Raw genomic sequence first — 24,775 nt, 5'->3', positions numbered from 1 at the left:
ATAACTCAGACATGACCTGCGACGGATGGAGGTTATGTCATGGCAACGAAGCGATATCGTCGTGATTTCACTGCGCTGGAACAACGGCGCAAGCAAGCGGCTCAGTTATTGGCTAGAGGAATGAGGCAGGCAGAGATTGCCCGCACACTGGGTGTGAGCCGACAAAGCGTGTCGGTATGGGCCAAAGCGCTAGAGGCTGACAGACAGGCGTGGCATCGCAAGCCGCTCGGGTACCGTCCAGCTCTTAACGACACGCAACGCAAGCGGCTATGCCGGATGCTGCTGCGTGGTGCGCAGGCCAATGGATTCGACACCGACGTCTGGACATTGCGCCGGATTGCACAGCTCATCGAGAGCGAGTTTGGCATTTCGTATTGCAAGACGAGTGTGTGGCTGGTATTGCGGGCAATGGGCTTTTCCAGTCAATGTCCCACCGGCCGCGCCGGCCAGCGTAACGAACAAGCGATACAACAGTGGCGGCTTCAACGCTGGCCACTGCTTAAAAAAAAGCGCGCCGCGAGCGAAGAATCATCCTCTTCATCGACGAGAGCGGCTTGAGCGAGCGGCCGACCCGAATCAAGACCTGGGCGCCGAAAGGATGCACGCCGGTGTTGCGCTACAGCTTTAACTGGAAGCAGCTGACGGTGATTGCTGCCCTTGGCGCACGCCGTTTCTATTTCCGATTCGTGTATGGCCCGATCCAGAAGCCTGACCTGGTGCGCTTCCTGCGCACGCTGCACAGGACGATTGGCCAAAAGCTGATGATCGTCTGGGATGGCCTGCCGCAGCACCGCAGCAGGCTGGTCTCCGACTATCTGCGCTCATCGCGGGGCAATATCATCGTCGAGTACTTGCCTGGTTATGCGCCCGAGCTCAATCCTTCCGAATACATCTGGGCTTATATGAAACAACGTGAGTTAGGGAACCTGTGCCGCGACACGATTGGCGAAGTACGGGCATTTGTTAGCAGGCGACTCAAATCCATGCAGCGACGTGTCAACTTGATCGCAGCGTTCTGGAAGCAATCCGGCTTGACGATCTGATGTCAACTATAGAGTGAACGCTCAGTAGGTGGCGATTGGGATGGACACCGGGAATGTCACATCGGCGGAGACTTCCTGTTGGCCTATAAGCTTGATGACAGCGGCAAAACCGGTTTGATTGTCTTCGTGCGCACAGGCACACATGCCGAGTTGTTTGAGTAACGCAATTTTGCCTGATTAGCAACGAAGCTCCGCTGGCTCACGTGGTGAGCGAGTAGGGCCTTGAAAATAGGCGCATTTTCTTGAGGAGGCGTGGGAATCAACCGAGTACAAATGCAAGCAGGAATGTCGATGCCGGAGTTTCAGAAGCGCTATGGAACCGAGGACCAATGCGAAGCGGTCGTGATGGCGATGCGCTGGCCGGAAGGCTACCGCTGCCCGGTTTGCTCCGACGATTGCAGGAACGCGCGCGGCGGGTCTTCTTGATCATGCTCTGTTCCGATTACCGTAAATCGACTGATGCGCTCGATTACGACTCTCTACGAGAAATGGTCAAGAAGAGTGGTTTGCCGCTTCGCGCGGCATGGAAACGAACAGGCTGCACGGCAGTTGGTCGATGAGGGAATGGCCTACCGATCCGCGCCACCAGCGATCAAGGGCTGAGCGGCGGTGGTGCCCAACAATAACGAGGTCGGCTTCGACCTTGCCAGCGAAGGCGCCAATGGCCTCGGCCGGATCTTCCCACATACTGATGGAGCCGGCGGTGTCCAATCCCGCCTCGCGCAGGCGTACGAGGCCTTTCTCGAGGACGGCGCTGAAGTAGGCCCGGTCTTTTTCCGACAGGTCTTCAGACAGCGGGCCGGCGGCCAGGATGTAGGGGGACAGTGGCGGCACGACCGCGAGCAAGTGACAGCGAGCGTTGAAGCGGCTTGCAAGTGCGATCCCCTCCTCGAGCGCATCCCGGCACTCGGCGCTGCCATCATAGGCGAAAACGATAGTCTGAAACATGCGCATTGTCCTCCGATAGCGTTACAAGTATGTCGGCGATTTAGCAGGCGTTTACAGTCGCACATTCGGCAGTGCTGCCGTTACTCCATCGCCGCGTGCACCTCGTTCACTGCAGCTTTCTTCGGCGATGCCCGCAACAGAATTATCAGCGGGATGGCGGCCAAAGTGATCCACATCATCAGCCGGAAGTCCTGCAAATAGGCCAGCGTGGCGGCCTGGCGCGTCACCTCGCCGTTGATTGCCGTGAGCCCCTGAGGCGTGCTCAGGTTGTAGGCGCCGGCCTCAACCGCCTGCCTCAGCGCCAGATTGAAGGGATTGATGTAGTCGGCGAACGCGGCATGATTGGCCTGCGTGCGTTGCGCCAGGTAGGTCATCACCACCGAGATGCCGATGCTGCTGCCGATGTTGCGCATCAGGCTGAACAGCGCCGTGCCCTCAGTGCGGTAATGCGGCGCCAGGGTAGCGAAGGTGATGGTGGATAGCGGCACGAAGATAAACCCCAGCCCCACCCCCTGTGTAATGCCTGTCTTTACGATGTCCCAGCCGTCGATATCCGTGTTGAAATTGGTCATCTCCCACAGGGACAGGCTGGTCAGCATGAGGCCCAGTAAAATCATGTAGCGCACGTCCACCTTGCCGGATAACTTACCCACGGCGATCATGGCGATCATGGTGCCCACGCCGCGCGGGGCCAGCAGAAAGCCGACATTGATCACAGGGTAGCCCAGCAGGCCTTGCATGAACGGTGGCAGCAAGGCCATGGTGGCGAGCAGGATGACGCCCACAATGAAGATGAACAGCAGGCCGACGCTGAAGTTGCGGTCCTTGAACAGCCCGGGTTCGATGAACGGATGCTCGTGCGTGAACATGTGAGCGATGAAGAGATAGAGCGCCAGGCCGGAGAGCATGGCCTCGATCACCACTTCCGGGTTGGTAAACCAGTCGAGCGATTCGCCGCGATCCAGCATCATCTGCAGCGCGCCGATACCGAGGCTCAGCAGCGCGAAGCCGAGCAGGTCGAAGCGTCGCGTGCGGTCGATCGGCGTTTCACGCACGAACGCTGCCAGTCCGAGCCAGGCCAGCACACCAAACGGCAGGTTGATATAGAACACCCAGCGCCAGTTGTAATACTCGGTTAGCCAGCCGCCGAGCGAGGGGCCGAGAATCGGCCCCACCATCACGCCCACGCCCCACATCGCCATCGCCGATCCATGGCGCTCGCGCGGATAGGTATCGAGGAGCACAGACTGCGACAGCGGCACGAGGCTCGCGCCGAATACCCCTTGCAGCAGACGAAACAGCACAATCTGGTTCAGGCTTTGCGCCGCGCCGCACAGCATCGAGGCCACCGTAAAGCCGACCACCGACCACATGAAAACGCGCTTGCGTCCCCAGCGCGCCGAGAGGAAACCGGTCAGGGGCATGAAGATCGCCGCCGCCACGATGTAGGAGGTCAGTACCCAGGTAATCTGATCCTGGGTCGCGCCCATAGTCCCCTGCATGTGCGGCAGCGCAACGTTGGCGATCGTGGTGTCCAAAGCCTGCATGATGGTCGCCAGCATGACCGACCCGGTGACCAAGCCACGATGTGCGCTTTCCGGGTTTGCGGCTGTGGCGGCAGTCATTGCTTGATCTCAGAGCGAGAAACCGAGCACGCGACGGCGATGGCCGGTGTCGATTTCCACGATGGTGCTCAGCCCTGCGCGTAGTTGCGGCATGGTCGGAGCGGCTTCGATCTTGATCCGCACGGGCACCCTTTGCGCGATCTTGACCCAGTTGCCGGTGGCATTCTGTGCCGGGATAACCGAGAACTCCGCCCCTGTGGCGGGACTCAGGCTTTCCACCACGCCCTTCCATGCCGCATCGGGGTAGGTATCGACACGGATGGTGACCGGTTGGCCCGGATGAACGTAGGTGAGATCGGTCTCGGTGAAATTGGCATCGACCCACAAGTTGCCGCTGACCACCAAGGCCAACGCTATGGAACCGGCGGCGACATACTGCCCAGGCTTGGGTGGCTTGCTCACGATGCCGGGCAGCGGGGCGCGTACCTCGGCCCGCGCCAGATCAAGCTTGGCTTGCTCCAGTTCAGCCAGCGCGACGCGATAGCTTGGGTGGCGCTCCACTGGTGAATCGACACTGCCGCCCAAGGTTTCCGCAATGCGCTTCAGGTCCTGGTCCAATACGCTGATTTGCTGCTCGGCGAGGTCGGTGCTTTGCTTCGCATCGTCGAACTTGGAAGCGGAAATGAAATTCCTGGCCACCAAATCGGCTTGGCGTCGCTGGTCTTTCTGGGAGAAGGCGTATTTGGTTCGCGCCAGCGCGATTTCCGCCTGTTTCTCGCGGTAACTCGCTTTAAGCGCTGCCAGATCGGTGCGCACCTGCGCCAATTTGGCTTCGGCTTTGGCTACGGCTACCTGAAACGGCGCAGGATCGAGCCGGAACAACGGCTGGCCGGCATTGACGGATTGGTTTTCATCAACCAGCACGTCCGTGACCGTGCCGGACACCTCGGCGCTGACGGGAACCTTGTCCGCCTTGATATAAGCATTGTCGGTTTCGACGTAGCGCCCGCCCTTGAGGTACACAACTCCGACTGCAAGCGCGGCGATCAATGGAACCACAACCAGCAGGATCAGCCGTTTCAAGCGGCGCTTGGGTGGTCGTACAACTTCGGCGATGGTTGTTTCGTTGTCGATCAATGCATTGCTCATGAACGGGTGACTCCAGGAATAGCGTTGTTTCGCGGGTTGTCACCGCGAGCCAAGGTTGTCGCGCATCTTGCGCAGTGCGACGAAGAGCATGGCGGCTTGTTGTTTGTTGAGATCGCGCAGGGCATCGACCTGGATCGCCGCAGCGACCTGCCTGATTGCGGCCAGGTGGGAAGCGGCGGCAGGCGTCAAGAACATCTGATATGCCCGCCGATCTGCGGGATCGGCGCGACGTTCGACCAATCCGGCATCCGCCAGTTGATCGACTAACCGGGCGAGCGTGATGGGTTGCACTTCCAACATTTCCGCCAAATCGACTTGGCGAACACCTTCATGGCGAGACAGGTAAACGAGCGCCCGCGCCTGCGCCAGGGTAAGAGAACTCCCTTCAAGGCGCCGCCGAAAGCTCTGCCGAAACAGGCGAAAGACGTCCGCCAGAAGAAAACCGAGACTGTCACGCTCCATGTCCAAGCACCGAAATAGTAAGCATTGCTTATTATATATTGAGCACTTTGTGGCACGCAAGGCGAGCGTCGGCGCAACCGGAATTCGGCGCTGAGCCTGAAGCGCCAGCTTGGCGTCTCCTACCCGACCGCTTGGTTGGTCAAGTACAAGCTGATGACGGCCATAGCCGATCGACAATGCCGTGTTGGGCGGCGAACGCCCTGGCCGGCGCGGCGTTTCGAGGCCGAACAAGCAGTCCTTCGTGGCGGCGGTGTCGACGACCGCCGAAACGGCCGCCCACGCTACGCAAAGATCACGGCGTTGGCGAATGTCGCCGCCGAATCGATGTGCGACACGGGTGAGCATGCCTTGTCCGCTACGAACAAGGCGGTCTCCGACGGTCTGCCCGCGATCCATCCCGCAATGGCCAATACGCAGGCAAACTTAGCTGGTATTGAGCTACGCCGTCGCCCAGGTAGATACCAGGTAAGGGCTTAGTGTGCTTTATTTTCCGTTTTCTGAGACGACCTCTAGTACACAGGAACACGCCGGATTCGCCCATGCACCGATACAGGACTGCGGACAAACTGTTTACGGCAGGTGGCCGGCTGCCGCCCTTTTCGGCATGCCGCTCGTCCTTCGGCTTTGGTTTGGACGGATTAATCATCCACAGCAATGGCCATTTCCATCCAAGAAATAGGCGCGCCCTAGAGCCACTCGTCACGCAACTGCTCAAGACGAGGCTGCGCCGTCTCACACCTCCTGTAAATGTTGTCATAGGGCACTAAATTTGGCATGATGCAGGGTCTTCCTTATGGACGGGTTTCGTACCCGCTTCCGTTCTCAAAGTCGCTGTTCATCATGATTTCGCCTCCCCTCCCTGCCAACGAACACATCCGCGTGTCGACGCTTCGCAGCCTTGCGCTTCTGGACACAGCCCCAGAGGAGCGGTTCGACCGGGTGACCCGCATTGCCGGGCGCGTGTTCGATGTCCCGATCGCGCTGGTCAGCCTCATTGACAGTGACCGTCAATGGTTCAAGTCATGTATTGGCGTCGACGTTTCCGAAACGCCGCGAGATATCTCCTTTTGTGGACACGCGATCCTGGGCGAGGAGATTCCGCTGGTGCCGGATGCGAAGCAGGACGTGCGTTTCGCAGACAACCCGCTGGTGACCGGCGGCCCCGGCATCGCTTTTACGCCGGCTATCCTCTGAAAATGGCAGACGGCATCCAAATCGGTACGCTGTGCGTGATCGATACGGTACCGCGCTACCTAACTCCGGGCGATATCCAGCTGCTGCACGATCTTGGAACAATCACGGTCCAGGAACTGCGTTCGGTCGCCGCCGCGATCACCGACGATTTGACGGGCCTGTTGAACCGGCGGGGCTTCCATGCGGTGGCAGGGTAGACGCTTGAACTTTGTCGGCACACACAAACTCCCGTGGCCATGCTGTATTGCGACCTTGACCGGTTCAAATCCATCAATGACGGGTTCGGGCATCTTGAGGGCGACTATGTGCTCAGGCAGTTTGCCGGCATCCTGCGTTCGACGTTTCGCAGTTCCGATGTGCTGGCACGCCTGGGCGGGGATGAATTCGTGGTGATGCTAACCAATGCCGACCCGGCTACCATTGACGCCGCGATGGTCAGAGTCGAAAAGGAGTTCTCCGCGTTTGCGAACCTGACTCCGCGTGGCTATCCTCTGGGATGCAGCTTGGGGTTGGTCTCCTATGAAGGCCACCGACTGCCGGATCTCGACACGATGATCGCCGCCGCTGATGCCAGAATGTACGCCATGAAAAAACGACGTGTGCAGGGTGGTGTTGGCGCGTCCACGACGTGAACACGACCTTGTCCGGTCCAATCTTCCAATGCCAACACGACTATCCGACGCAACGGAGAAGGCCGACGGAAATATTCAGACACTTCGGCCAATGGAGATTGTTGGTCCAGACTCTGCACAGAAACAGTGGATAACCTTGTGGGAAAGATTCAATCCCTCCTCTTGATCCCAACGCAGAAGCCACTTTGCCGCCCTCTGCTTAAAATTTGAGCAAAACCGATGGCTATGCGGTTCCCACTGGCATGCGATTGCCGTCACCTGTCCAGCGCCTAGCCTGGAAGCTGAGTGAATCCGGATGCGCCAGCCGGCATTTCATTCCTTGCTGACAGGCGCCTTACGGCGTTCGCTTGCGGCGCAAAAGCGCGGCCGCAGCATTTTCGGCGAACTGGCTTGCCTCATCGATATAGCCCTGCACCGTGCCGTTGTGGCGCCAGCCGCCTTGACGCTTGATGTCTCGTGGACTGGCGCCGGCACGATACGCGCTGGTGGCCATGCCGCGGCGAAGACTGTGACTCGACAGCATCGGCACGTAATCGAGTCCGGCAAGCTTGGCGCCTCGTTCGAGGATGTCATTGACGCTTGCCGGATGCAGCGCAACCGCTGCAACGATGCCTGACTTGTTGATCGGGCGGAACAGTGGTCCGGAGTCGATGCCGGCCGCCTGCAGCCATGTCCTGAGCGCCTTGACCGGGCAGAATGAATCATCCCCGTATGGAATCGCCTTGACGATTCCCTGCCCTTCCTGATCGGTCTTCGACCGTGGCAAAGTAATCACAAGGCCTTCGCGATCCCACGCCAGGTTGTCCACCTTGAGCTGCACCAGTTCGCTACGGCGGTAGCCACCAAAAAACCCGATTTGCAGCAGCGCGCTATCCCGGATCGCACTCAGCGTCGGCTGACGTGCCAGCGCCGAGACGATCAATTCCAGGTCTTCCACTGGCAAGGCTTTGGCCTTGGCCTTGGGTTTGCCATGGGTGCGCAGGATGCCGGACAAGGTTTTTCGGACGGTCGGCGTCGCGGCCGGGTTCGGAAAGCCTTGGTGAAGATGCCACTGGGAGAGTGCCGTCAGGCGCAATGCCAACGTGCGCGGGTTGAGCGACTGGGCATAGGCGAGCAGATACCGAATTATCATTGATTCATCGGAAGGCAGTCTGCCGCCCCAACTTAGGAAATGACCGACGCTGGAGCGGTACGCCCGACGCGTATTGTCAGAAGTCGCTGCCGTAAGCAACTGCTGATGCTGACGCGTCAGTTCCGCATTCAATGATGTACCGGCGGTACGCAACATAGGTGGGACGCCAGTATCGTCTTGTGGATCGTCAGGAAGAGTCGGGAGGGTCTGATTCACTTTTTCACGCGGTTTTTCGGGTTTGTACCGGCCAATACCGAGCATAACACCTTCAAAACAACCATTGGTTGCGATAAACCCATTTATCACACCCTAATTTGAACGGAATCGACGAATCGGCGCGGCGTAATTTCATGTACTATTACGTTGAACGTAATACACTACACTATTTAGGGTGTTAGTCATGGCACGAACCGGCATTCAATATTCCGATGTCGCCCGCGCGGCGGCCCACCTCATTGCCGCCGGCAAAAGCCCGACCGTCGACAGCGTCCGCGAAGCCCTGGGCGGCACCGGCAGCAAGAGCACCCTTGCGCCATTTCTGAAACGCTGGCGAGCCGAGCAGGAAGACACGGCTGTCGCCGAGGTCACTTTGCCTGCGCCCTTGCTCAGTGCCGTACGGGGCTTGCATGAGCATATGCAGGCAGAGTTCTCGCAGCAGCGTGAATCCCTCGAGCAGAAGCACAGTGAGGCCATACAGGCATTGCAAGTTCAAACCAAGCAGCTGCAGGCTGACAAAGACAAGGCGCTGGCAGAGAACCTCGTCGTGCAAGAAGAGCTGGTGAGTACCAGACAGGCACTGGCGGAATTGCAGGAGCGATTTCACGCGCAGAACGTCGCCATGGCCGCCTTGCAGGCGGAGCAAGCCGGTTTGCAGCAACGACTAACGGACCGGGCGACTGAGATTGCGACGCTCAATAATCAGTTGTCTGAAACACGCGAACAGTTCGCGCACTACCAGGAGGCGACGGCCGCGCAGCGTGAGGCCGAAAGAAGGAATTACGAGCAGCGCATTGCGCGGCACGAACATGATCTAATAGTAGCCAACAGAGAGGTTGCTGGATTGCAGGCTACGTTGGCGCAACGAGACTCTGCTCTCTCCTCTCTGACCATTGAACATGACAGCTTGCGCAACGAGTTGGGCATCCTTCGTGAACAGACTCAAACGATGCGGTTCGCCCGCGATCGCCTGGCGGAGCAGCTGCAGGAGACAACACGCGCGCGAGACGATGCCAATTCCCAGATAAAGCAATTGGAGCAGTCGGTCCTGGAATATCGTTTGGTTGAATCGTCACATGAACGCGAAAGCAAAATCAGGGCAGATCAGCTTCACATCGCGCTCTTGCAGATTGACGTGCTCGCCCAGGAAAAGCTTGCCTGGACTCAGGAGCGGACAATACTGGAACAGCAGCTAGAGACCACAAAGCAAGCTTTGTCGCACCCCGCAGCCACGGGACAGTAAATGGACAGTTCCACAGCATCCCTGGTGACACCGGTACATCTGTTACACTTATGATCACAGTGACAAGATACAGTAGGTCTCCATATGAATCATCAGCAGCTTTGGGTAGAGCCGGTAGGCCGTATCATTACGGCGCGCATCCGTGGAAAGTGTACCGAGGAGATACTGAGGGAGTGTCAGGACCGTGTCGTCGAACTGGTCAAGGATACGCAGCAAGTCAAGGTATTGTACGACGCACTTGAGATGGAAGATCCCGGAGTTCAGCTCGCCATCTTGCAACAAAACATGGACTCAGATGCATGGAAGAAGTATGGCCCGATACCTTTGCGACGCGCGATTTTGGTCCCCAATACTCGAATTGCATTTCTGGCGCGGCTCGCCTTTGGTCAGTTTGGAGAGGGTACTTACCGCGTCTTCTATAACGATCTCACACAAGCAGTCGTGTGGCTTGAGGAACGAAATTAGTGGCTCACCTCCCCTTCTGAACACGGGCCTTTCCGGACTTACTAAGCCGGAAGAAAGTAACCGAACTCAAGGCTGCTTGTTCGGTCATTTGCACGGTGTGTGCAATGATCGCCACGTGGAGCGCGCCGAGCAGTGATGACAAGACGTTATGGATTACGGGACGACCAGTGGGAGCGGATCAAGGATTGGCTGCCCGGACGGGACGGGCATGTTGGCAGGACGGCCAAAGACAACCGCCTGTTTGTTGAAGCGGTGCTGTACCGGTAACGGGCGGGCATACCCTGGCGTGATTTTGCCGGAGCGGTTTGGGGATTTCCGTGTAATACATACCCGGCATACAAGAGAATACCAAACGAAGCGGTGTGGGATAGTTTATGGCCTTATTGCGCGCGAAATGCTAAGCAGGTGTACAAATCACTGTGCGCCTGAGCCAGAATTTGCGTGATCGCACGCCTGATGTTTGCAGTGCTTCTTGGTTCGATAGCCCATTAAGGTGGTCGATGAACGCTGCGACCTGTTCGTCGATTGAGGCGAACTGCTTATTCGCGCAAATTGCATCCTTGCCTTGTCCCCATAACGTATCCATCGGGTTTTAGGTTGAGTACGTTGTTATGTGGAGTGACGGCGAGAACGCCCCGCTGGATTGGCCTGGCTGGTGGCTTCACTTCACATAATACGGCGCATCTTTTGAGCCATAGTAGGGTTTCCACCATGACTGTCGGAGGCCCCAAATGCTCGAACATCTATTCCCAGTTCGCCACGCCCAATATCAAATCGGCGCCGCAGCGCCCGTTTTGGAACAGTTCGCTGCCTGGCTGATCGATACCGGGTATTCGCGTCTTGCAACACAGGGCCACGTGCAGCGCTTGAAGCGTGTTCTTGCGGCGCTCCAATCTGTGCCACAGCAGTGGTCATCCGCGGAACTGGATCGCGCATTCTCCGCAGTTTCCGGCCAGCCTCGACCACTGCGGGCAACCGCCACGCTCTTCAAACAGCACCTCAAAGCACGAGGTCAGTGGGCTCTGGACGAGGAGCACGGCCCTTTTACGGATATGCTGGCGCGCTACGAGCGGCACCTGGCGCAAATGCGTGGACTGGCCGCTCATACCGTCCACAAGCGTCTTGCCATTGCGCACGATTTTTTGGCCCGAGAAGCATCTGATGACGCCAGTTTGCATGGGCTCTCCTCCGAGGCGGTCGAACGCTACCTGGAATCGGTCAGTCCCAGGCTTGCACGGCCAAGCTTGCAACAGATCATCACCCAGCTGCGCTCGTTCCTGCGTTTCTGTCATGACCAGGGCCTGACTGAGCGGCGGCTGGATGCCATTGATTGTCCACGAATCTATCGCGATGAGTCCATGCCGCGCGCAATCGACTGGCCGCTGGTCGAGGCGTTGTTGCGCTCGGTTGACCGATCCGACAAGACCGGGCAGCGCGACTATACGATCCTCTTTCTGATGTCCCATTTGGGGCTGCGTCCCTCCGAGGTCGTCGCACTGCGTCTGGAGTCGATCGACTGGCACACAGCAACGCTTCGCGTGGAGCAGCGCAAGACCCGCTCGCAACTGGTGCTGCCATTGAGCAAGGCCGTTTGCCATGTGTTGCGTACTTATCTGCGCAACGGCCGCCCGCAGAGCGATCTAGCCCATCTGTTCTTGCGCGCACTTTTCCCGCAAGGCCCCATCAGCGCTTCGGAAGTCGGCACGATCTTCGCGAGCCGCGTCAAACGCAGCGGTTTGTCCATCAACACCACCGCTCCCTACAGCCTGCGTCACAGCTTTGCCATGCGACTGCTGGAGCGCGGCGTTAATGTCAAGACCATCGGTGATCTGCTTGGGCATCACAGCCTGCGCAGCACCTGCGTCTATCTGCGGCTGGATGTGGAGGCACTCCGGTGTGTCGGACTGCCGCTACCACGTCGCGGTCATTGCGCAGCATAGGAGGCTCACATGGATACCCCATGCACTCCGCTGGACACGTGGATCACTCGCTATATCGCGCATCAGCGCGCACTCGGACGCAGCTGCAAGGAAGCGGCATGGGTGCTGCGCACGCTCTCCCGCTTCGCGGCCGTCCATCATGCCGACGAAATCAACACGGCGCTGTTCGATGCCTGGTGCCAGACGCAGCAGCATCTCAGCGCAAGCTCGCGGCATCAGCGACAGCAGATGGTTAGGGATCTCTGCCGCTACCGCCAGCGCTTTGAATCGACTTGCTTTGTCCCTGACGTCCTGTGCGTGCCAGCGCGCCAGCCTCATGCGATCCCAGTCCTGTTCGGGCCGGATGCGGTAAAGAGATTGCTGGCGGCGGCCAGTGCGCTTGAGCCACATCCTTACTCGCCGCTGCGCGCGCAGGTCATGCGCCTGTCGATCGTGCTGCTGTATACCGCAGGGTTGCGTCGCAGGGAATTGGCGCGCTTGACCTTGCATGATGTCGACGCGCAGTCCGGTGTGCTGCGCATCCGGGACTCCAAGTTCCACAAGTCCCGCTTCGTGCCCTTGTCAGCTGATGCCTGTGACGAACTGAACTGCTATCTCAGGCAACGCATGCTGCTCGCGTCACCATCCCGCCCGGACCCGGACGAACCGCTGCTGGGACACCAACGTCGCGGAGGCCGCCTTCGCGCCTATAGCGGCGGCGGTCTGCGCGACAGTTTGCACACGCTGATCGAACAGGTCGGCATCCGTGATGTACACGGACGGGTCCCGCGGGTCCATGACTTTCGCCACGTTTTTGCGATTGAGGCATTGCTGCGCTGGTATCGTGAAGGCGTCGATGTTCAGGCCATGCTTCCCAGACTTGCCCTCTACATGGGTCATGTCTCAATTGCTTCGACTGCGTATTACCTACGCTTTGTCCCGCCGCTCGCCGAAGCCGCCAGCGTCCGCTTCGGTGCGCAGTTCGGACATGTGATACAAGGAGGTGCCCCATGAATGCCGCTCGCCCGAATGCGCTGGGATTGGGCCTCAGCCAATTCTTTCACGAGTACCTGCCGGCATTGCGCGGTTTGAGCCCGCGAACGATCGAAGGGTATCGCGACAGCCTAGTACTGCTGCTGCAATTCCTGGTTGGGCGCCAGCAAAAACGCGCTGAACGGCTCGATTTGGAAGATTTCACGGCTGATACGGTGAGCGATTTCTTGGTCTTTCTGGAAACGGATCGGCATAACAGCATTGGCACCCGCAATACGCTATTAGCGGTAGTTTGTTGAAATAAGTGTAGGACGGGCTATAGTGGCTGTAGGAGGTCTGCTGTCATGACTGCCCGTCGCCCTTGTACACCAGCACCAGGGCCGCTGGAAGATTTTGCCCTACAATTTGATCCGCTCTGGTCCTCCCGAGCTCAACGCGCCCACTTCCGCACCTATCTCAATGGCTTATTATTGCCGCGTGATCGTGCCAAGACGCTTACCGCGCTCGCTGGCGCCGAACCGCTGGTGCAAGCACAGGCGGCCCCAGTGCAACGCTTGCAATTCTTCCTGTCTGAATCCGACTGGAATGCCGAAGCCATCAACCAGCGCCGCCTGCAATTGCTCATGGCCGATCCTGCGACCGCTCCCACCAATGACGGCGTACTGGTAATCGATGACACCGGCGATCGTAAAGAGGGGGATGCGACTGACCATGTCGCCCATCAGTATCTCGGCTCGGTCGGTAAGATCGACCATGGTATCGTCGCTGTCACTAGCCTGTGGGCCGATGAGCGTTGTTATTATCCTTTGCATGTGACGCCCTACACACCCGCCTGCAGGCTGGCCGGCGGGCGACAGGATCCGGCGTTTCTCACCAAGCCCAAGATCGCACTTGCTCTCATCGCACAGGCGCGGGACATCGGCATCCGATTCCAGGCCATCGTGGCCGATTGTGCCTATGGCGCTAACGTCGAGTTCGAGGCCGCGCTTGAGAAGCACGGCTGGCCCTTTGTGTTGGCCCAGCGTGGTCGCGTCGAGTACTGGGCACCGGCTCGGGCTGCGCATTCATTCCAGCAGGCGGCGCATGCAGTACCGCTGTCAGGCTGGACGCGGGTAGTGCGTCGGTTTCGTGATGGGCATACTGAACTTTGGTGGGCAACGGAATTGTCATTGTTAGGGTATGGTCCAGAACAGGATGTGCGTGCCGTTTGTGCCACCAGCGATCGCCGTACGCTACCCGAGAAGTCCACCTGGTATCTGACGACCAACCTAACGATCACGCAAGGGCCCTTGGAAGAGATCGTGCGCTTGTATGGATTAAGGAATTGGGTTGAACAAAGCTACAAGCAAACCAAGGATGAATTAGGCTGGGCTGATTTCATGGTGCGCAGTGATCGAGCAATTCGCCGTCACTGGATCCTGGTGTATTGTGCTTTTAGCTTTTGCTGGTGGCATGAAGGTAACCGCGTACGCCTGTTGGACCGCGCACAGCAACCAGCGTTACCTTCGAACCAGAACGAGGATCGGAAAAAAAAACCGGTCTAGCCATACCGTTGTGCCTACCCAGCTGGACGAAAGCCTTGCGTTCGGTGCGGGCTTGGCTAGTCCCAGTGCATTGGCTCATGCACTGCTGGCGCGCGTTCGTCACCCGGCCCCCGCCGTGCGAATTCGATATGCTCTTTGATACGTTAAGGAAAGGAGTCGGTATTAATGTGTATTTCTGACTTTAAAAAACTACCGCTAGCGGTACTTTGTTGAAAGTGGATTATTGAAGGTTTATGCTGGTAGCAGGAGGTCTGCTGCCATGACTGCTCGTCGTCCCTGTCCAGCTGCACCCGGCCCACTCGAGGACTATGCGGTACAGTTTGATTCCTTATTTCATTCGCTAGCGCAACGCCGTTGCTTCCGCACTTATCTGGCTGGACTGTTAGCACCACGCGACAGGGCCAAGACACTTAACGCCTTAGCTGGCGCCGAACCGGTAGTACAAGCACAGTCCGCGCCGGTACAGCAAATGCAATTCTTCCTTTCCGAATCGAATTGGGATGCCAATCGGATTGCCCAGCGCACCTTGCAACTGCTGCTGGCCGAGCCGGTCATTGCGCCGACGACTGATGGCGTGCTCGTCATCGATGACACCGGCGACCGTAAGGATGGCTGTGCCACCGATCACGTGGCTCGCCAGTATCTCGGCTCGGTGGGCAAGATCGACAATGGCATTGTCGCCGTCACCACGCTGTGGGCTAACGAGCAACGTTATTACCCATTACACGTGGTTCCCTACACGCCGCAATGCCGTCTGCCGGGCGGCAAGCAAGACCCGGCATTCCATACCAAGCCACGCTTGGCTCTCGACCTGGTCGAACGCGCCAAGGCAACTGGCATTGCTTTCGAGGCCATAGTGGCTGACAGCGCTTATGGCGATAACCGTCCCTTTGTGCGTGTACTCAACGCACGCCACTTGCCCTATGTGCTAGCGCACAGTGGCAAAATCGGTCGCGGCTGGGCACCATCGCATCTCGCCCATAGCTTTGAAGATGCGGCGCGTGAACTGCCGCTGCGGTCATGGCAACGCATTGTGCGCCGCTTCCGTGATGGCCATACGCAACGCTGGTGGGCAGCCGAGTTGACGTTGTTTAAGTATGGACCGCACGGACCGATACGAGCCATCTGCGCCACGACTGACCGCCGCACTCTCCCGGATCTCACTACCTGGTATCTCACGACGACCCTATCCGAGGAAAAGGCACCGCTGGCGGAAGTCGTGCGTTTGTACGGATTGCGCAATTGGATCGAACAAAGCTACAAGCAAATGAAGGATGAGCTTGGCTGGGCTGACTTCATGGTGCGGTCCGATCTTGCCATTCGCCGGCATTGGACCTTGGTCTGCTGTGCGTTTGCCTTCTGTTGGTGGCAGGAAGCCCATGAAGTCCATGTGCACGAGGAAGTCACGCCAAAGGCGGTGGAAAAAAAACAGGCAAGACCGACCTCGAACGCGATGCTGCTGGCCGCGGCTGCTGCGGTCCGTTCGGGCATGGATGACCCCGGCACGTTGGCTCATGTCCTGCTGGGAGGCTTGTTCCGACAAGCCCCCTCCGCCCGAGATCGCCGCACTGTTGGCCTTCCTCACGTCAGGCTGCGGAATTAACCTCTATCTCCGGATTTAACAAAGTACCGCTAGAGCATTTTCACGTTGACTGGCCATAGCCGGCATGGCGGATATATCGCTCACACTCATCTGGAGTGAAGTCGTCCATTAACTTTCCAATGACCGACCAGAGGTCCTCGATGGTGCGTTTGGCTGCCGCTCGCAGAGATGTTTTCATCTTGGAGAAGACCTGTTCAATGGGATTGAAGTCTGGACTGTAAGGCGGCAGGTAACGCAATTGCACGCCAGCTGCCACCATCGCTTCTTCAATGCCGGCCACCTTGTGTGAACCCAGGTTGTCCAGCACCACGATGTCGCCTGGGTGCAGCACCGGCACCAGCACTTGTTCGACCCAGGTGCGGAACGTCTGACCGTTGATCGGACCATCGATCACCCAGGGTGCCACCAAGCCATCGCAGCGCAAGCCGCACACGACTGTTGTTGTTTTCCAATGTCCATAAGGAGCATGCCCAAGACAGCGTGTACCAATCGGTGAACGTCCCCGGGTCGGCGTCATATTGGTGCTGGCCCAGGTTTCATCCAAGAACACCAGATGCTCGACGTCCAGTTGAGGTTGTTCTGCCTGCCATGTCTGTCGGGCCAGCGCTACGTCCGGGCGCGTTTGTTCGGATGCATGGAGCGACTTTTTTTCAGGCTGATGCCCAGCCGAGCCAGTGTCTTCCAGAGCGTAGAAATCCCGACCCGCATACCATGCTCAGCTTCGAGCCAGGCGCAGAGCTGCTTGAGGGTGAGATCGTTGACGGCATTGACCTTGTCGATGAGCACCTGTTCGAAACCGGTCAGTTTGAGCTGCCTGTGACTGCACTGCACGCCGGGCGTGTCTTCTCCGAGGCGCCGTCGCCGGGAACGCGCTCGCGCCACGTACGAATGACTCACGCCAAAGCGAGCAGCAACTTCTCGGATACTACCCTCGGCGTGCAGTACGCGATCCCGTAAATCTTGCCCATAGGCTTGACCAAGATGCCATGTCATAACAGCCTCCGCTTCACCGGACGTGACAATCTGACGCCTTGGTCCCGCTGTAGGTTCACCACCTTTAATGGTGCAGCTCAACACAAAAATGCTCTAGCGCTAGTTTGTTAAATGCGGAGATGAAGGCTGATGCCGTGTCCGGTCACCACGAATTGCAGAAGCGTGACCAGTGCGGTCGGTGGGCCCCTGTCGAAGCAGGCGCGCCAGCAACGCGTCAGCCAGTCCAGCGGGGTCAGCCATGCCCGGACCGAGCGCAGCAGCCGCGGCCAGCGGCATCGCATTGGCAGTCGTACCGGTTGGTTTTTTTTTCGGCACAGGTGGACTGTCATCACGATGCATGCGCGCTTCTCTGGCTTCCTGCCACCAGCAAAAGGCGAAGGCACAGCAAACGAGTACCCAATGACGGCGAATTGCTCGGTCGTTACGTACCATAAAGTCAGCCCAGCCAAGCTCATCCTTCATCTGCTTGTAACCCTGTTCAATCCAGTGCCGCAATCCATACAGGCGCACGACTTCGACTAACGGCGCTGAATCTACCGGCAGATTGGTCGTCAGGTACCAGGTCGACAAGCCAGGCAAAGTGCGGCGGTCGGTGGTGGCGCAAATGGCGCGCACCGGTTTGTTAGCGCCATAGCCAAGGAATGTCAGTTCAATTGCCCACCAGTGTTCGACATGGCCGTCTCGAAAGTGCCGTGTCACCTTGTGCCAGTCACGAAGACGCACATCGTCAATGGCCTCGTTAAAGGAGTGCGCAACCTCGACAGGCGCCCAGCCACGTCCGACCGTGCCGCGATGCGACAGCACAAAGGGCAATTGCCGTTGCAGCAAAGTGGCCGCCAGTTCGCGGTGATCGCCATAAAAGCAGTCGGCCACGATGGCCTTGAAGGCAACACCCGCAGCAATGGCTTGCTCGACCAACCCCAGCGCAATCTGTGGTTTGCTGTGGAAAGCCGGATCCTGCTTGCCGCCGGGCAGACGACCTTCCGGTGTATAAGGGGCCACATGCAGAGGATAGTAGCGCTGCTCGTTGGCCCACAACGACGTGACCGCCACGATGCCGTTATCAATCTTGCCAACTGAACCGAGGTACTGGCGTGCCACATGGTCCGTTGCGCAGCCTTGCTTGCGGTCGCCGGTATCGTCGACGACCAACACGCCGTCGGCAGTCGGTGCGGTCAGGGCATCGCTGCACAGCAATTGCAACGTGCGAGCGGTAATCGCGTTGGCATCCCAATTCGACTCGGACAAAAAGAATTGCAGTTGCTGTGCTGGCGCGGCGTGCGCCTGCACCAGCGGTTCAGTGCCGGCCAACGCCGTTAAGGTCTTGTTGCGCTGGCGTGGTGCCAGCAGGCCGGCCAGATAAGTGCGGAAGTTATGGCGCTGAGCAAGTGAATGAAACAGGGAATCAAACTGCAGCGCATAGTCTTCCAGTGGACCGGGTGCCGGTGGACAAGGGCGACGGGTCGTCATGGCAGCAGACCTCCTGCTACCAGTATAGGCACCATTTATCCTCTTTCAACAAACTAGCGCTAGGGACTTGTCCAAAAACAACATAGTAAAGTAGTAAGAACAGGAGCAGAATGAATGTCATGGCGTCAGTCGTTGATGAGGAGGCTGCCATGGCAAAGTTATCGATTCATCATTGCACCTGCCGGCGCTGTCGATCTGGGAAACAGCATCCCGACCGGGCCTATCATCATCACATTAATGTCCTCATGAGCCGGCTCAGCGAGCCACAGCGGCGCTGGTTCGCTGCGGTGGAGGCGTTACATATTGGGCATGGTGGTAAGCGTTTGCTGGCACGGATCACTGGCATGAGTCCAACGACAATTCTGCGTGGATGCGTGGAACTCGAGTCTGATTTAACTCAGGCTCCTGAGGTTCACTTGCGTGCGGCAGGTGGAGGCCGGCCCGCCGCTGAAGACCAGGACCCTGGACTTGAAGCGGCACTGCTCAAACTGCTCGAATCTGAAACCGCTGGCGATCCCATGGGGCGCCGCGCCAAGGCCAAGCGCAGTTCGCTGCGACATTTAAGCCAGGCACTCACGGCACAAGGACACCCGACAAGCCGCATGACGGTTGCTAAATTGCTGCACAAATCGGAGTTCTCTCCCAAGGCCAATGCGCGCCGTACCGAAGCAAGAGGCGCATCACCTAAAGAACGCAACGAGCAGTTTGAGCATATTAGCGAGCAACGCACCCAGTTTAAAGCCACAGGCGACCCTATCATCAGCGTTGATACGAAAAAAAAGAAATGATCGGCAATTTCAAGAATGCTGGGCGAACCTGGTGCAAGGAAGCTGACCGTGTGCTGGTCCATGACTGGCCACAGGATGCGATTGCTCAGGCCGTACCCTATGGCGTCTTTGAAATCACTTCCAACACCGGTTATATGTTCGTTGGCGATTGCTTCGATACCCCGCGCTTTGCCGTCGATGCCATTCGGGACTGGTGGATATGTGATGGGCAAAAACACTATCGTAAAGCCAATCGCTTATTAATTCTGGCGGATGCCGGTGGGTCCAATAGTTGTCGGTCCAGGGTATGGAAAGCACAATTGCAAGAATTGAGTGATATCTCTGAGCTATGCATTACGGTATGCCACTACCCGCCAGGCTGTTCGAAATGGAATCCCATTGAACATCGCCTGTTCAGCCATATCAGCATCAACTGGGCAGGCATCCCACTACGCTCGTTCGATACGATGCTTCGATATATCGAGGGAACCGAAACTGAGAGCGGACTGCAAGTGAAAGCGTATCTTAAACGCGGCGGTAATGAGACAGGCGAACGTGTCTCGAACGAGGAGATGGCAAGGTTAAGCATTACTCCTCATGACGTTTGCCCGGCATGGAGTTATACGATCCATCCACGTCCTTGCACGATCGATGAATACGACCAGCTTGTTTACTGCTGAGCCCTAGCGGTACATTGTTGATATTAGAGATAGAGGTTGATTCCGCCCTGTTTCATCATCCTATCAACGAGTATAGCCAGCTCGCATGGCGGGGGCCGGTCGACGNCGGTACATTGTTGATATTAGAGATAGAGGTTGATTCCGCCCTGTTTCATCATCCTATCAACGAGTATAGCCAGCTCGCATGGCGGGGGCCGGTCGACGAACGCGCGCCAACAACACGTGAGCCAGTGCACCGGGACTAGCCAGGCGCGTACCGAGCGCAACGTCGTTGTCCAACACGGGTACGGGTTGAGGTAGCCGATTTTTTTTTCGCGCGGGCGGCGGCGCAGGCGGCGAAGCAGGTTGCACCGATCGGTCAATGACGCGCACCCGGTTGGTTTCATGCCACCAGCAAAAGCTAAACGCACAATACACCAGGATCCAGTGGCGCCGGATCGCACGGTCGCTGCGAACCATGAAATCGGCCCAGCCGAGTTCATCCTTGGTTTGCTTGTAGCTTTGCTCGATCCAATTCCTCAGGCCATACAACCGCACAATCTCGTCTAATGGCGCCTGCTTAACACCCAGGTTGGTGGTCAGGTACCAGGTGGACAGGTTGGGTAGCTTGCGGCGGTCGGTGGTGGCGCAGATGGCGCGCACCGCCCGGTCCGGACCATAGCCCAGCAGCGTCAGGTCGGTTGCCCACCAGCGTTCGGTATGCCCGTCGCGAAAGCGGCGCACGACCTGTGTCCAGGCCGACAGCGGCACGTCATGCGCGGCCTCTTCGAACGAATGCGCTGCCTGCACTGGCGCCCAGTGACCCACGTGCCCGCGCTGAGCCAGCACGTAAGGCCGATCGTGCTCGTCCAGCGCCTCCTCGAAATCGACATTGTCTCCATAGGCACAGTCGGCCACGATCGCCTTGAACGGAACGCCGGCCGCCTCGGCCTGGGCAATAAGTTCCAGCGCAATTTTCGGCTTGGTGCGAAATGCGGGGTCCCGCTTGCCAGCGGCCAGACGGCATTCCGGCGTGTACGGCATGACATGCAGCGGATAATAACAGCGCTCATCGGCCCACAAGCTCGTCACAGCCACAATGCCATTGTCGACCTTGCCAACCGAACCCAGATACTGGCGCGCGACGTGATCAATGGCATTTCCCTCTTTGCGGTCGCCCGTGTCATCGATTGCCAATACGCCCTGGCTGGTCGCCGCAGTCGCAGGGTCGGCCATCAGTAATTCCAGGCGGCGCCGGTTGATCGCTTCCGCATCCCAATCGGATTCGGACACAAAGAATTGCAGGCGTTGCACCGGGGCGGCCTGCGCTTGCACCACCGGTTCCGCACCGGCCAGCCCTGTGAGGGTCTTGGCGCGGTCACGCGGCAGTAACAAGCCGTTGAGATAGATGCGGAAGTGGGCACGCTGTGCCCGGGACGCCCAGAGCGGATCGAATTGCAAAGCGAAGTCTTCGAGCGGCCCCGGTGCAGGTGGGCAAGGACGACGGGCAGTCATGGTAGAACACCTCCTGCTCTCACTATAGGCCGCCTTACGCCACTTTCAACAATGTACCGCTAGAGGTAGTGTCAGAAATTCTGTGTCAGAAGGTCGGTTAAAAAAATGCTGGTGCAATGCGCCGGTGTAGCGTTGGCCGGACAGGATGGCGAACTGATTCGGAGTATCAGATTTTTTGTGTGCAAGGCGCTCGTAGACTTTTCCGCGGCGTCGCTCGCTGCTTCACACTACGCGTCGCGCTTTCTGCAGCTGCACCAGCATCGTTTTGCAGAAACGCGGGTACGTTCGTGTCGCAGCACCAAAGCCATGCCAAGAACATATCCGACGCGTATGTCGACAGCACTGAGCACGTGTAGCGCAGCAAGGCATGCTCACGTGTTAAAGACGCACAAATTTATCTTCCGCCAAAATGGCTGGTGCAGTTGATGAGCTTGCCCCGGCTACCCTGCCTGTCGGTCCGGAGGAGAATTGTCCAGCGAACCATCCGGTGTCGAGAAGCGCTTGCAGCAGCTAAGGCTTGTAAGGGTTAGTTATCCCACTGCTATGATTGCCAACGTAGACGACACCAAACAGTTCGCCAATGGGAGGCAAATGGCCGCGTCACTTCGCCTGCTACCCCGACAGTATAGTTCCGTTTGGATGCGATAAGGCACTGCGGTCAACTCCCCAATCGGCAAGCGCTTTATCATTGTGTTCGCCGGCGTACGGGGCTGGCATACTGATTTCTGCAGTGGTGCGGCTAAAGCGCGGTGCCGGTGCAGGTTGGGTCACGCCGCCGCGTTCGATAAATGTATTGCGCGCTACATTGTGTGGATGGTGGCGCGCCTCGTCCAGACTGAGCACTGGCGCAAAGCAAGCATCAGTACCTTCCATTACTGCACACCATTCATCGCGGGTCTTGGTACGGAATTTTGTGGCAAGCTTTTGTTTCAATGTTGGCCAAGCTGCGGGATCGAGCTGGCGGCTGAATTCCGGGTCATCAATCTCGAGCTTTTCGATTAAGAGTGAATAGAACTGCGGCTCGATCGCACCGATTGAAATCCATTTACCGTCCGCGCACTGATAGGTGTCATAAAAATGCGCGCCGCCGTCTAGCAAATTGGTTTGTCGTTCGTTACTCCACAGCCCCATTGCCTTGAATTCATACACGATCGATGCCATCAATGCCGCACCATCAGTAATCGCAGCATCAACCACTTGTCCGCGCCCTGATTGTCGAGCCTCCAGCAGAGCGCTCACAATCCCGAATGCGAGCATCATGGCCCCCCCGCCTATATCCCCGATCATCGCAGGCGGCGCCACCGGCCCGCCGTCGGCACGCCCAATCGTATGCAATGCGCCGCTAATGGCAATGTAATTGATATCGTGTCCGGCAGCCTGATGAAGCGGACCGTCCTGCCCCCAGCCGGTAATACGGCCGTACACCAGACGCGGATTGCGCACGTGGCAAACCTCGGGGCCAATGCCTAAGCGCTCCATTACGCCAGGTCGAAAACCCTCAATCAAGGCGTCGGCTGAATCGATCAATTCCAGGAATGTCTCTACACCGTCTGCGGACTTGAGATCGAGTGCCACCGAACGGCGGCCGCGGTTGAGAATACTGTTGCGGCCTGGTCTCATGAATCCAACTTCACGGTCCTTGCCAACCGCATCCAGGCGATCAATACGCAAGACTTCTGCACCCATGTCAGCGAGCATCATTGCGCAAAATGGTCCGGGGCCGATGCCGGCGACTTCGACGATCTTTAATCCTTGTAATGGCCCGGCCATCGTGTACTCCTATTATTCTGGGGAAACAGCACCTATCCGACGGAGCATGAATCATTGACCTTGCACTTTCGTGCTTTAAATTCTGTCACCGTCGCACCTTCCGGCTTTGGTTCGTTCAGGAAGGCACGAACAAAATCGACCGCCAAGGCCTGCAGTTGCTCGGGTGTCGGATTGTGGACCCAATGTACCGTCCAGTTGAGAGCGCCTACCGTCATTCTGCGAAATAGCGCAATGTCGGCCGCAATCAAGCCTTCATTCTTCACTTTTGCCAGCACCTGTAGCCAAGTATCTCGATAAGTCTGACTAAGTGCCTCCAGCGGTGCACGTTTTTCAGGTGATATCTGGCACCATTCACGCAACCATACTTTGTGCGCGTAGCCGTATTCCGAGTGCAAGCCTTCCAAATGACCCAATACCAGAGCGCGTAATTGTTCGCGTGCGCTGCATGCTTCCTCCAGTTTTTTTGTCACTACGTCCAAACCCTGACGCATGGCGCCCTCCATTACTGCGAACAGCACATCTTCCTTGGTGGCGAAATGATAAAAAAAGCTGCCGGACGTCATGCCAACCGCATCCGCAATATCGCGCACACTGGCCCCCTGATAGCCTTTTTCCTCGAACAGCTTGCCGGCCGCGCGGATCAATTCCCAATAACGCGCTGGCGGCTGGCGCCCGGTTTGAGCGCTAGACGCGGCGCTTTCTTTTCGATTAACAGTACCATTTTTCTTTGCCACTTAACTGCCTCATTTTTGATTTGCAATGTTGTTGCGGTTATTTTTAACCGTAGAAAGATATTGTAATGTGTGATCATCGCAGCTCATATTGCTTTTCCTACGATACAATAAATAATAATTTCTGGAAAATACTGTTTGCTCATCCGACATGCGGACTGCAAAACCGATAATTTCATTTTTGCAGAGATTTACCTGAAATACAATGTGACGTCACCGAGCGCGCCGAAAGACGCTTTAAACATTTGGTTACGCTGTGCGCGATAACCGCGTGTTAAGCCGCCGGTTAAGACAATATCTCCTGCATTGAGTTGCGCTCCATCACGATTGAGTCTGTTGGCAAGCCAGGCAACGGCAATCAGCGGGTCATCCATTGCATTGCTGCCCCATCCCTGGTCGAGCAGCTTGCCGTCAGCCCACAGTTCAACCTGAATGCGCCGAAAGTCGCCAACGCTGCTGATTGGGTGCGGCGCGCCGAGTACATAGCGCGCACTGGAACTGTTGTCGGCAATATTGTCGACTGCTTTGAATACATACTCGCGATAGCGGGTATCGCAGATTTCCAGCGCCGGCATGCAGACGCCGCCTGCGCGCAGCACCGATTGCCGGTCATGCCCACCACCGGCCAGCTGTCGATCGAGACGAACCGCGATTTCTGGCTCGATTATTGATCCGGCTTAGCTTTATTGCACCGAGTTTTCTTTGAAGCATTTCACAGGGAACAAGAGCTAAGTGTTGCAGTATCGCGTTGACGGAATTTCA

At 57.7% G+C, this 24,775-nt stretch carries 23 protein-coding genes and 4 pseudogenes; 16 read left to right on the top strand and 11 right to left on the bottom strand.

What is annotated here, in order from left to right; all coding sequences use genetic code 11:
* The first annotated feature begins 39 nt into the window (after positions 1-39).
* From ASE07_RS17855 to ASE07_RS28190, 4 genes and pseudogenes are all read left to right on the top strand, one after another.
* Positions 40-558: a winged helix-turn-helix domain-containing protein gene (locus tag ASE07_RS17855; protein ID WP_057292186.1), complete on the top strand. Its 519-nt coding sequence runs from the start codon at positions 40-42 to the stop codon at positions 556-558.
* On the top strand, positions 555-1,043 hold the full coding sequence (locus ASE07_RS17850; protein WP_235548518.1) for a transposase: 489 nt from the start codon (positions 555-557) through the stop codon (positions 1,041-1,043). The genes ASE07_RS17855 and ASE07_RS17850 overlap by 4 nt, the downstream gene beginning before the upstream one ends.
* Before the next feature lie 39 nt (positions 1,044-1,082).
* Positions 1,083-1,205, top strand: a pseudogene (locus ASE07_RS28195) (type II toxin-antitoxin system mRNA interferase toxin, RelE/StbE family); the annotation flags it as partial.
* Between the two features lie 111 nt (positions 1,206-1,316).
* A pseudogene (locus tag ASE07_RS28190) lies at positions 1,317-1,439 on the top strand (transposase); the annotation flags it as partial.
* Between the two features lie 96 nt (positions 1,440-1,535).
* Here the strand turns inward: ASE07_RS28190 and ASE07_RS17845 are convergent.
* From ASE07_RS17845 to ASE07_RS30765, 4 genes are all read right to left on the bottom strand, one after another.
* On the bottom strand, positions 1,536-1,991 hold the full coding sequence (locus ASE07_RS17845) for a universal stress protein (RefSeq protein WP_162256903.1): 456 nt from the start codon (positions 1,989-1,991) through the stop codon (positions 1,536-1,538).
* An 80-nt stretch (positions 1,992-2,071) separates the two neighbouring features.
* The gene (locus tag ASE07_RS17840; protein ID WP_057292183.1) at positions 2,072-3,616 is read right to left on the bottom strand and encodes a DHA2 family efflux MFS transporter permease subunit; all 1,545 of its coding nucleotides are present in this window, start codon (positions 3,614-3,616) and stop codon (positions 2,072-2,074) included.
* Between the two features lie 9 nt (positions 3,617-3,625).
* Positions 3,626-4,705 (bottom strand): HlyD family secretion protein, encoded by a 1,080-nt coding sequence (locus tag ASE07_RS17835; protein ID WP_057292182.1) that lies wholly within the window; start codon positions 4,703-4,705, stop codon positions 3,626-3,628.
* 39 nt (positions 4,706-4,744) lie between these two features.
* A complete protein-coding gene (locus ASE07_RS30765; RefSeq protein WP_442946093.1) occupies positions 4,745-5,512 on the bottom strand; it encodes a MarR family winged helix-turn-helix transcriptional regulator in 768 nt (255 codons plus the stop codon).
* A 429-nt stretch (positions 5,513-5,941) separates the two neighbouring features.
* Here ASE07_RS30765 and ASE07_RS30510 point away from each other — a divergent pair, with 429 nt between their 5' ends.
* The 3 genes from ASE07_RS30510 to ASE07_RS30500 are packed head-to-tail and all read left to right on the top strand — an operon-like array spanning position 5,942 to position 6,993.
* Positions 5,942-6,361, top strand: a complete 420-nt coding sequence (locus ASE07_RS30510) for a GAF domain-containing protein (protein ID WP_327196062.1) — start codon at positions 5,942-5,944, stop codon at positions 6,359-6,361.
* A 2-nt stretch (positions 6,362-6,363) separates the two neighbouring features.
* Complete coding sequence (locus ASE07_RS30505) at positions 6,364-6,558, top strand: hypothetical protein (RefSeq protein ID WP_327196061.1); 195 nt, start codon at positions 6,364-6,366, stop codon at positions 6,556-6,558.
* Between the two features lie 39 nt (positions 6,559-6,597).
* Complete coding sequence (locus ASE07_RS30500) at positions 6,598-6,993, top strand: GGDEF domain-containing protein (RefSeq protein ID WP_327196064.1); 396 nt, start codon at positions 6,598-6,600, stop codon at positions 6,991-6,993.
* A gap of 334 nt (positions 6,994-7,327) precedes the next feature.
* Here the strand turns inward: ASE07_RS30500 and ASE07_RS17820 are convergent, their stop codons facing one another.
* On the bottom strand, positions 7,328-8,281 hold the full coding sequence (locus ASE07_RS17820; protein WP_057292248.1) for a site-specific integrase: 954 nt from the start codon (positions 8,279-8,281) through the stop codon (positions 7,328-7,330).
* 244 nt (positions 8,282-8,525) lie between these two features.
* On the opposite strand from ASE07_RS17820, the gene ASE07_RS17810 reads away from it, so the two are divergent.
* The 8 genes and pseudogenes from ASE07_RS17810 to ASE07_RS17780 all read left to right on the top strand — a co-directional run bounded on the left by ASE07_RS17810 (position 8,526) and on the right by ASE07_RS17780 (position 16,108).
* Complete coding sequence (locus ASE07_RS17810; protein WP_082584247.1) at positions 8,526-9,584, top strand: DNA-binding protein; 1,059 nt, start codon at positions 8,526-8,528, stop codon at positions 9,582-9,584.
* Between the two features lie 84 nt (positions 9,585-9,668).
* Entirely contained in the window at positions 9,669-10,049 is a 381-nt protein-coding gene (locus ASE07_RS17805) for an STAS/SEC14 domain-containing protein (RefSeq protein ID WP_057292179.1), read from the top strand.
* 135 nt (positions 10,050-10,184) lie between these two features.
* A pseudogene (locus tag ASE07_RS30760) lies at positions 10,185-10,392 on the top strand (transposase); the annotation flags it as partial.
* Between the two features lie 388 nt (positions 10,393-10,780).
* Complete coding sequence (locus ASE07_RS28180) at positions 10,781-11,989, top strand: tyrosine-type recombinase/integrase (RefSeq protein WP_082584246.1); 1,209 nt, start codon at positions 10,781-10,783, stop codon at positions 11,987-11,989.
* Between the two features lie 9 nt (positions 11,990-11,998).
* Positions 11,999-12,982: a tyrosine-type recombinase/integrase gene (locus ASE07_RS17795; RefSeq protein WP_057292178.1), complete on the top strand. Its 984-nt coding sequence runs from the start codon at positions 11,999-12,001 to the stop codon at positions 12,980-12,982.
* Positions 12,979-13,260 (top strand): site-specific integrase, encoded by a 282-nt coding sequence (locus ASE07_RS17790; protein ID WP_057292177.1) that lies wholly within the window; start codon positions 12,979-12,981, stop codon positions 13,258-13,260. The genes ASE07_RS17795 and ASE07_RS17790 overlap by 4 nt, the downstream gene beginning before the upstream one ends.
* Positions 13,261-13,305: 45 nt before the next feature.
* On the top strand, positions 13,306-14,505 hold the full coding sequence (locus tag ASE07_RS17785) for an IS701 family transposase (protein ID WP_200960966.1): 1,200 nt from the start codon (positions 13,306-13,308) through the stop codon (positions 14,503-14,505).
* Between the two features lie 259 nt (positions 14,506-14,764).
* Complete coding sequence (locus tag ASE07_RS17780) at positions 14,765-16,108, top strand: IS701 family transposase (protein WP_200960965.1); 1,344 nt, start codon at positions 14,765-14,767, stop codon at positions 16,106-16,108.
* Positions 16,109-16,148: 40 nt separating this feature from the next.
* On the opposite strand, the gene ASE07_RS28175 is transcribed toward ASE07_RS17780, so the two are convergent.
* A protein-coding gene (locus ASE07_RS28175) for an IS630 family transposase (RefSeq protein ID WP_156396734.1) occupies positions 16,149-17,101 on the bottom strand; the annotation gives its coding sequence in 2 pieces (ribosomal slippage) (positions 16,149-16,762 and positions 16,762-17,101; 954 coding nt in all).
* Between the two features lie 99 nt (positions 17,102-17,200).
* Positions 17,201-18,571 carry an IS701 family transposase gene (locus ASE07_RS17765; protein ID WP_082584245.1) on the bottom strand — a complete coding sequence of 457 codons (1,371 nt, stop codon included), beginning with the start codon at positions 18,569-18,571 and terminating at the stop codon, positions 17,201-17,203.
* Positions 18,572-18,681: 110 nt separating this feature from the next.
* Here ASE07_RS17765 and ASE07_RS30755 point away from each other — a divergent pair.
* Positions 18,682-20,018: pseudogene (locus ASE07_RS30755) on the top strand (ISAzo13 family transposase).
* Positions 20,019-20,180: 162 nt separating this feature from the next.
* Here the strand turns inward: ASE07_RS30755 and ASE07_RS29455 are convergent.
* From ASE07_RS29455 to ASE07_RS17735, 4 genes are all read right to left on the bottom strand, one after another.
* Positions 20,181-21,512, bottom strand: a complete 1,332-nt coding sequence (locus ASE07_RS29455; RefSeq protein ID WP_082584243.1) for an IS701 family transposase — start codon at positions 21,510-21,512, stop codon at positions 20,181-20,183.
* Between the two features lie 612 nt (positions 21,513-22,124).
* Positions 22,125-23,282 carry a CaiB/BaiF CoA transferase family protein gene (locus ASE07_RS17745; RefSeq protein WP_057292173.1) on the bottom strand — a complete coding sequence of 386 codons (1,158 nt, stop codon included), beginning with the start codon at positions 23,280-23,282 and terminating at the stop codon, positions 22,125-22,127.
* A 32-nt stretch (positions 23,283-23,314) separates the two neighbouring features.
* Positions 23,315-24,016 (bottom strand): TetR/AcrR family transcriptional regulator, encoded by a 702-nt coding sequence (locus ASE07_RS17740; RefSeq protein WP_082584242.1) that lies wholly within the window; start codon positions 24,014-24,016, stop codon positions 23,315-23,317.
* Between the two features lie 188 nt (positions 24,017-24,204).
* Positions 24,205-24,666, bottom strand: coding sequence for a 2-keto-4-pentenoate hydratase (locus ASE07_RS17735; protein WP_327196063.1), 462 nt, complete (start codon positions 24,664-24,666; stop codon positions 24,205-24,207).
* Positions 24,667-24,775 lie beyond the last annotated feature (109 nt).

Source organism: Noviherbaspirillum sp. Root189, from assembly GCF_001428545.1.
In the GTDB taxonomy this organism is placed as follows: domain Bacteria; phylum Pseudomonadota; class Gammaproteobacteria; order Burkholderiales; family Burkholderiaceae_D; genus Noviherbaspirillum.
This window is presented reverse-complemented; position numbering and strand designations above follow the sequence as displayed.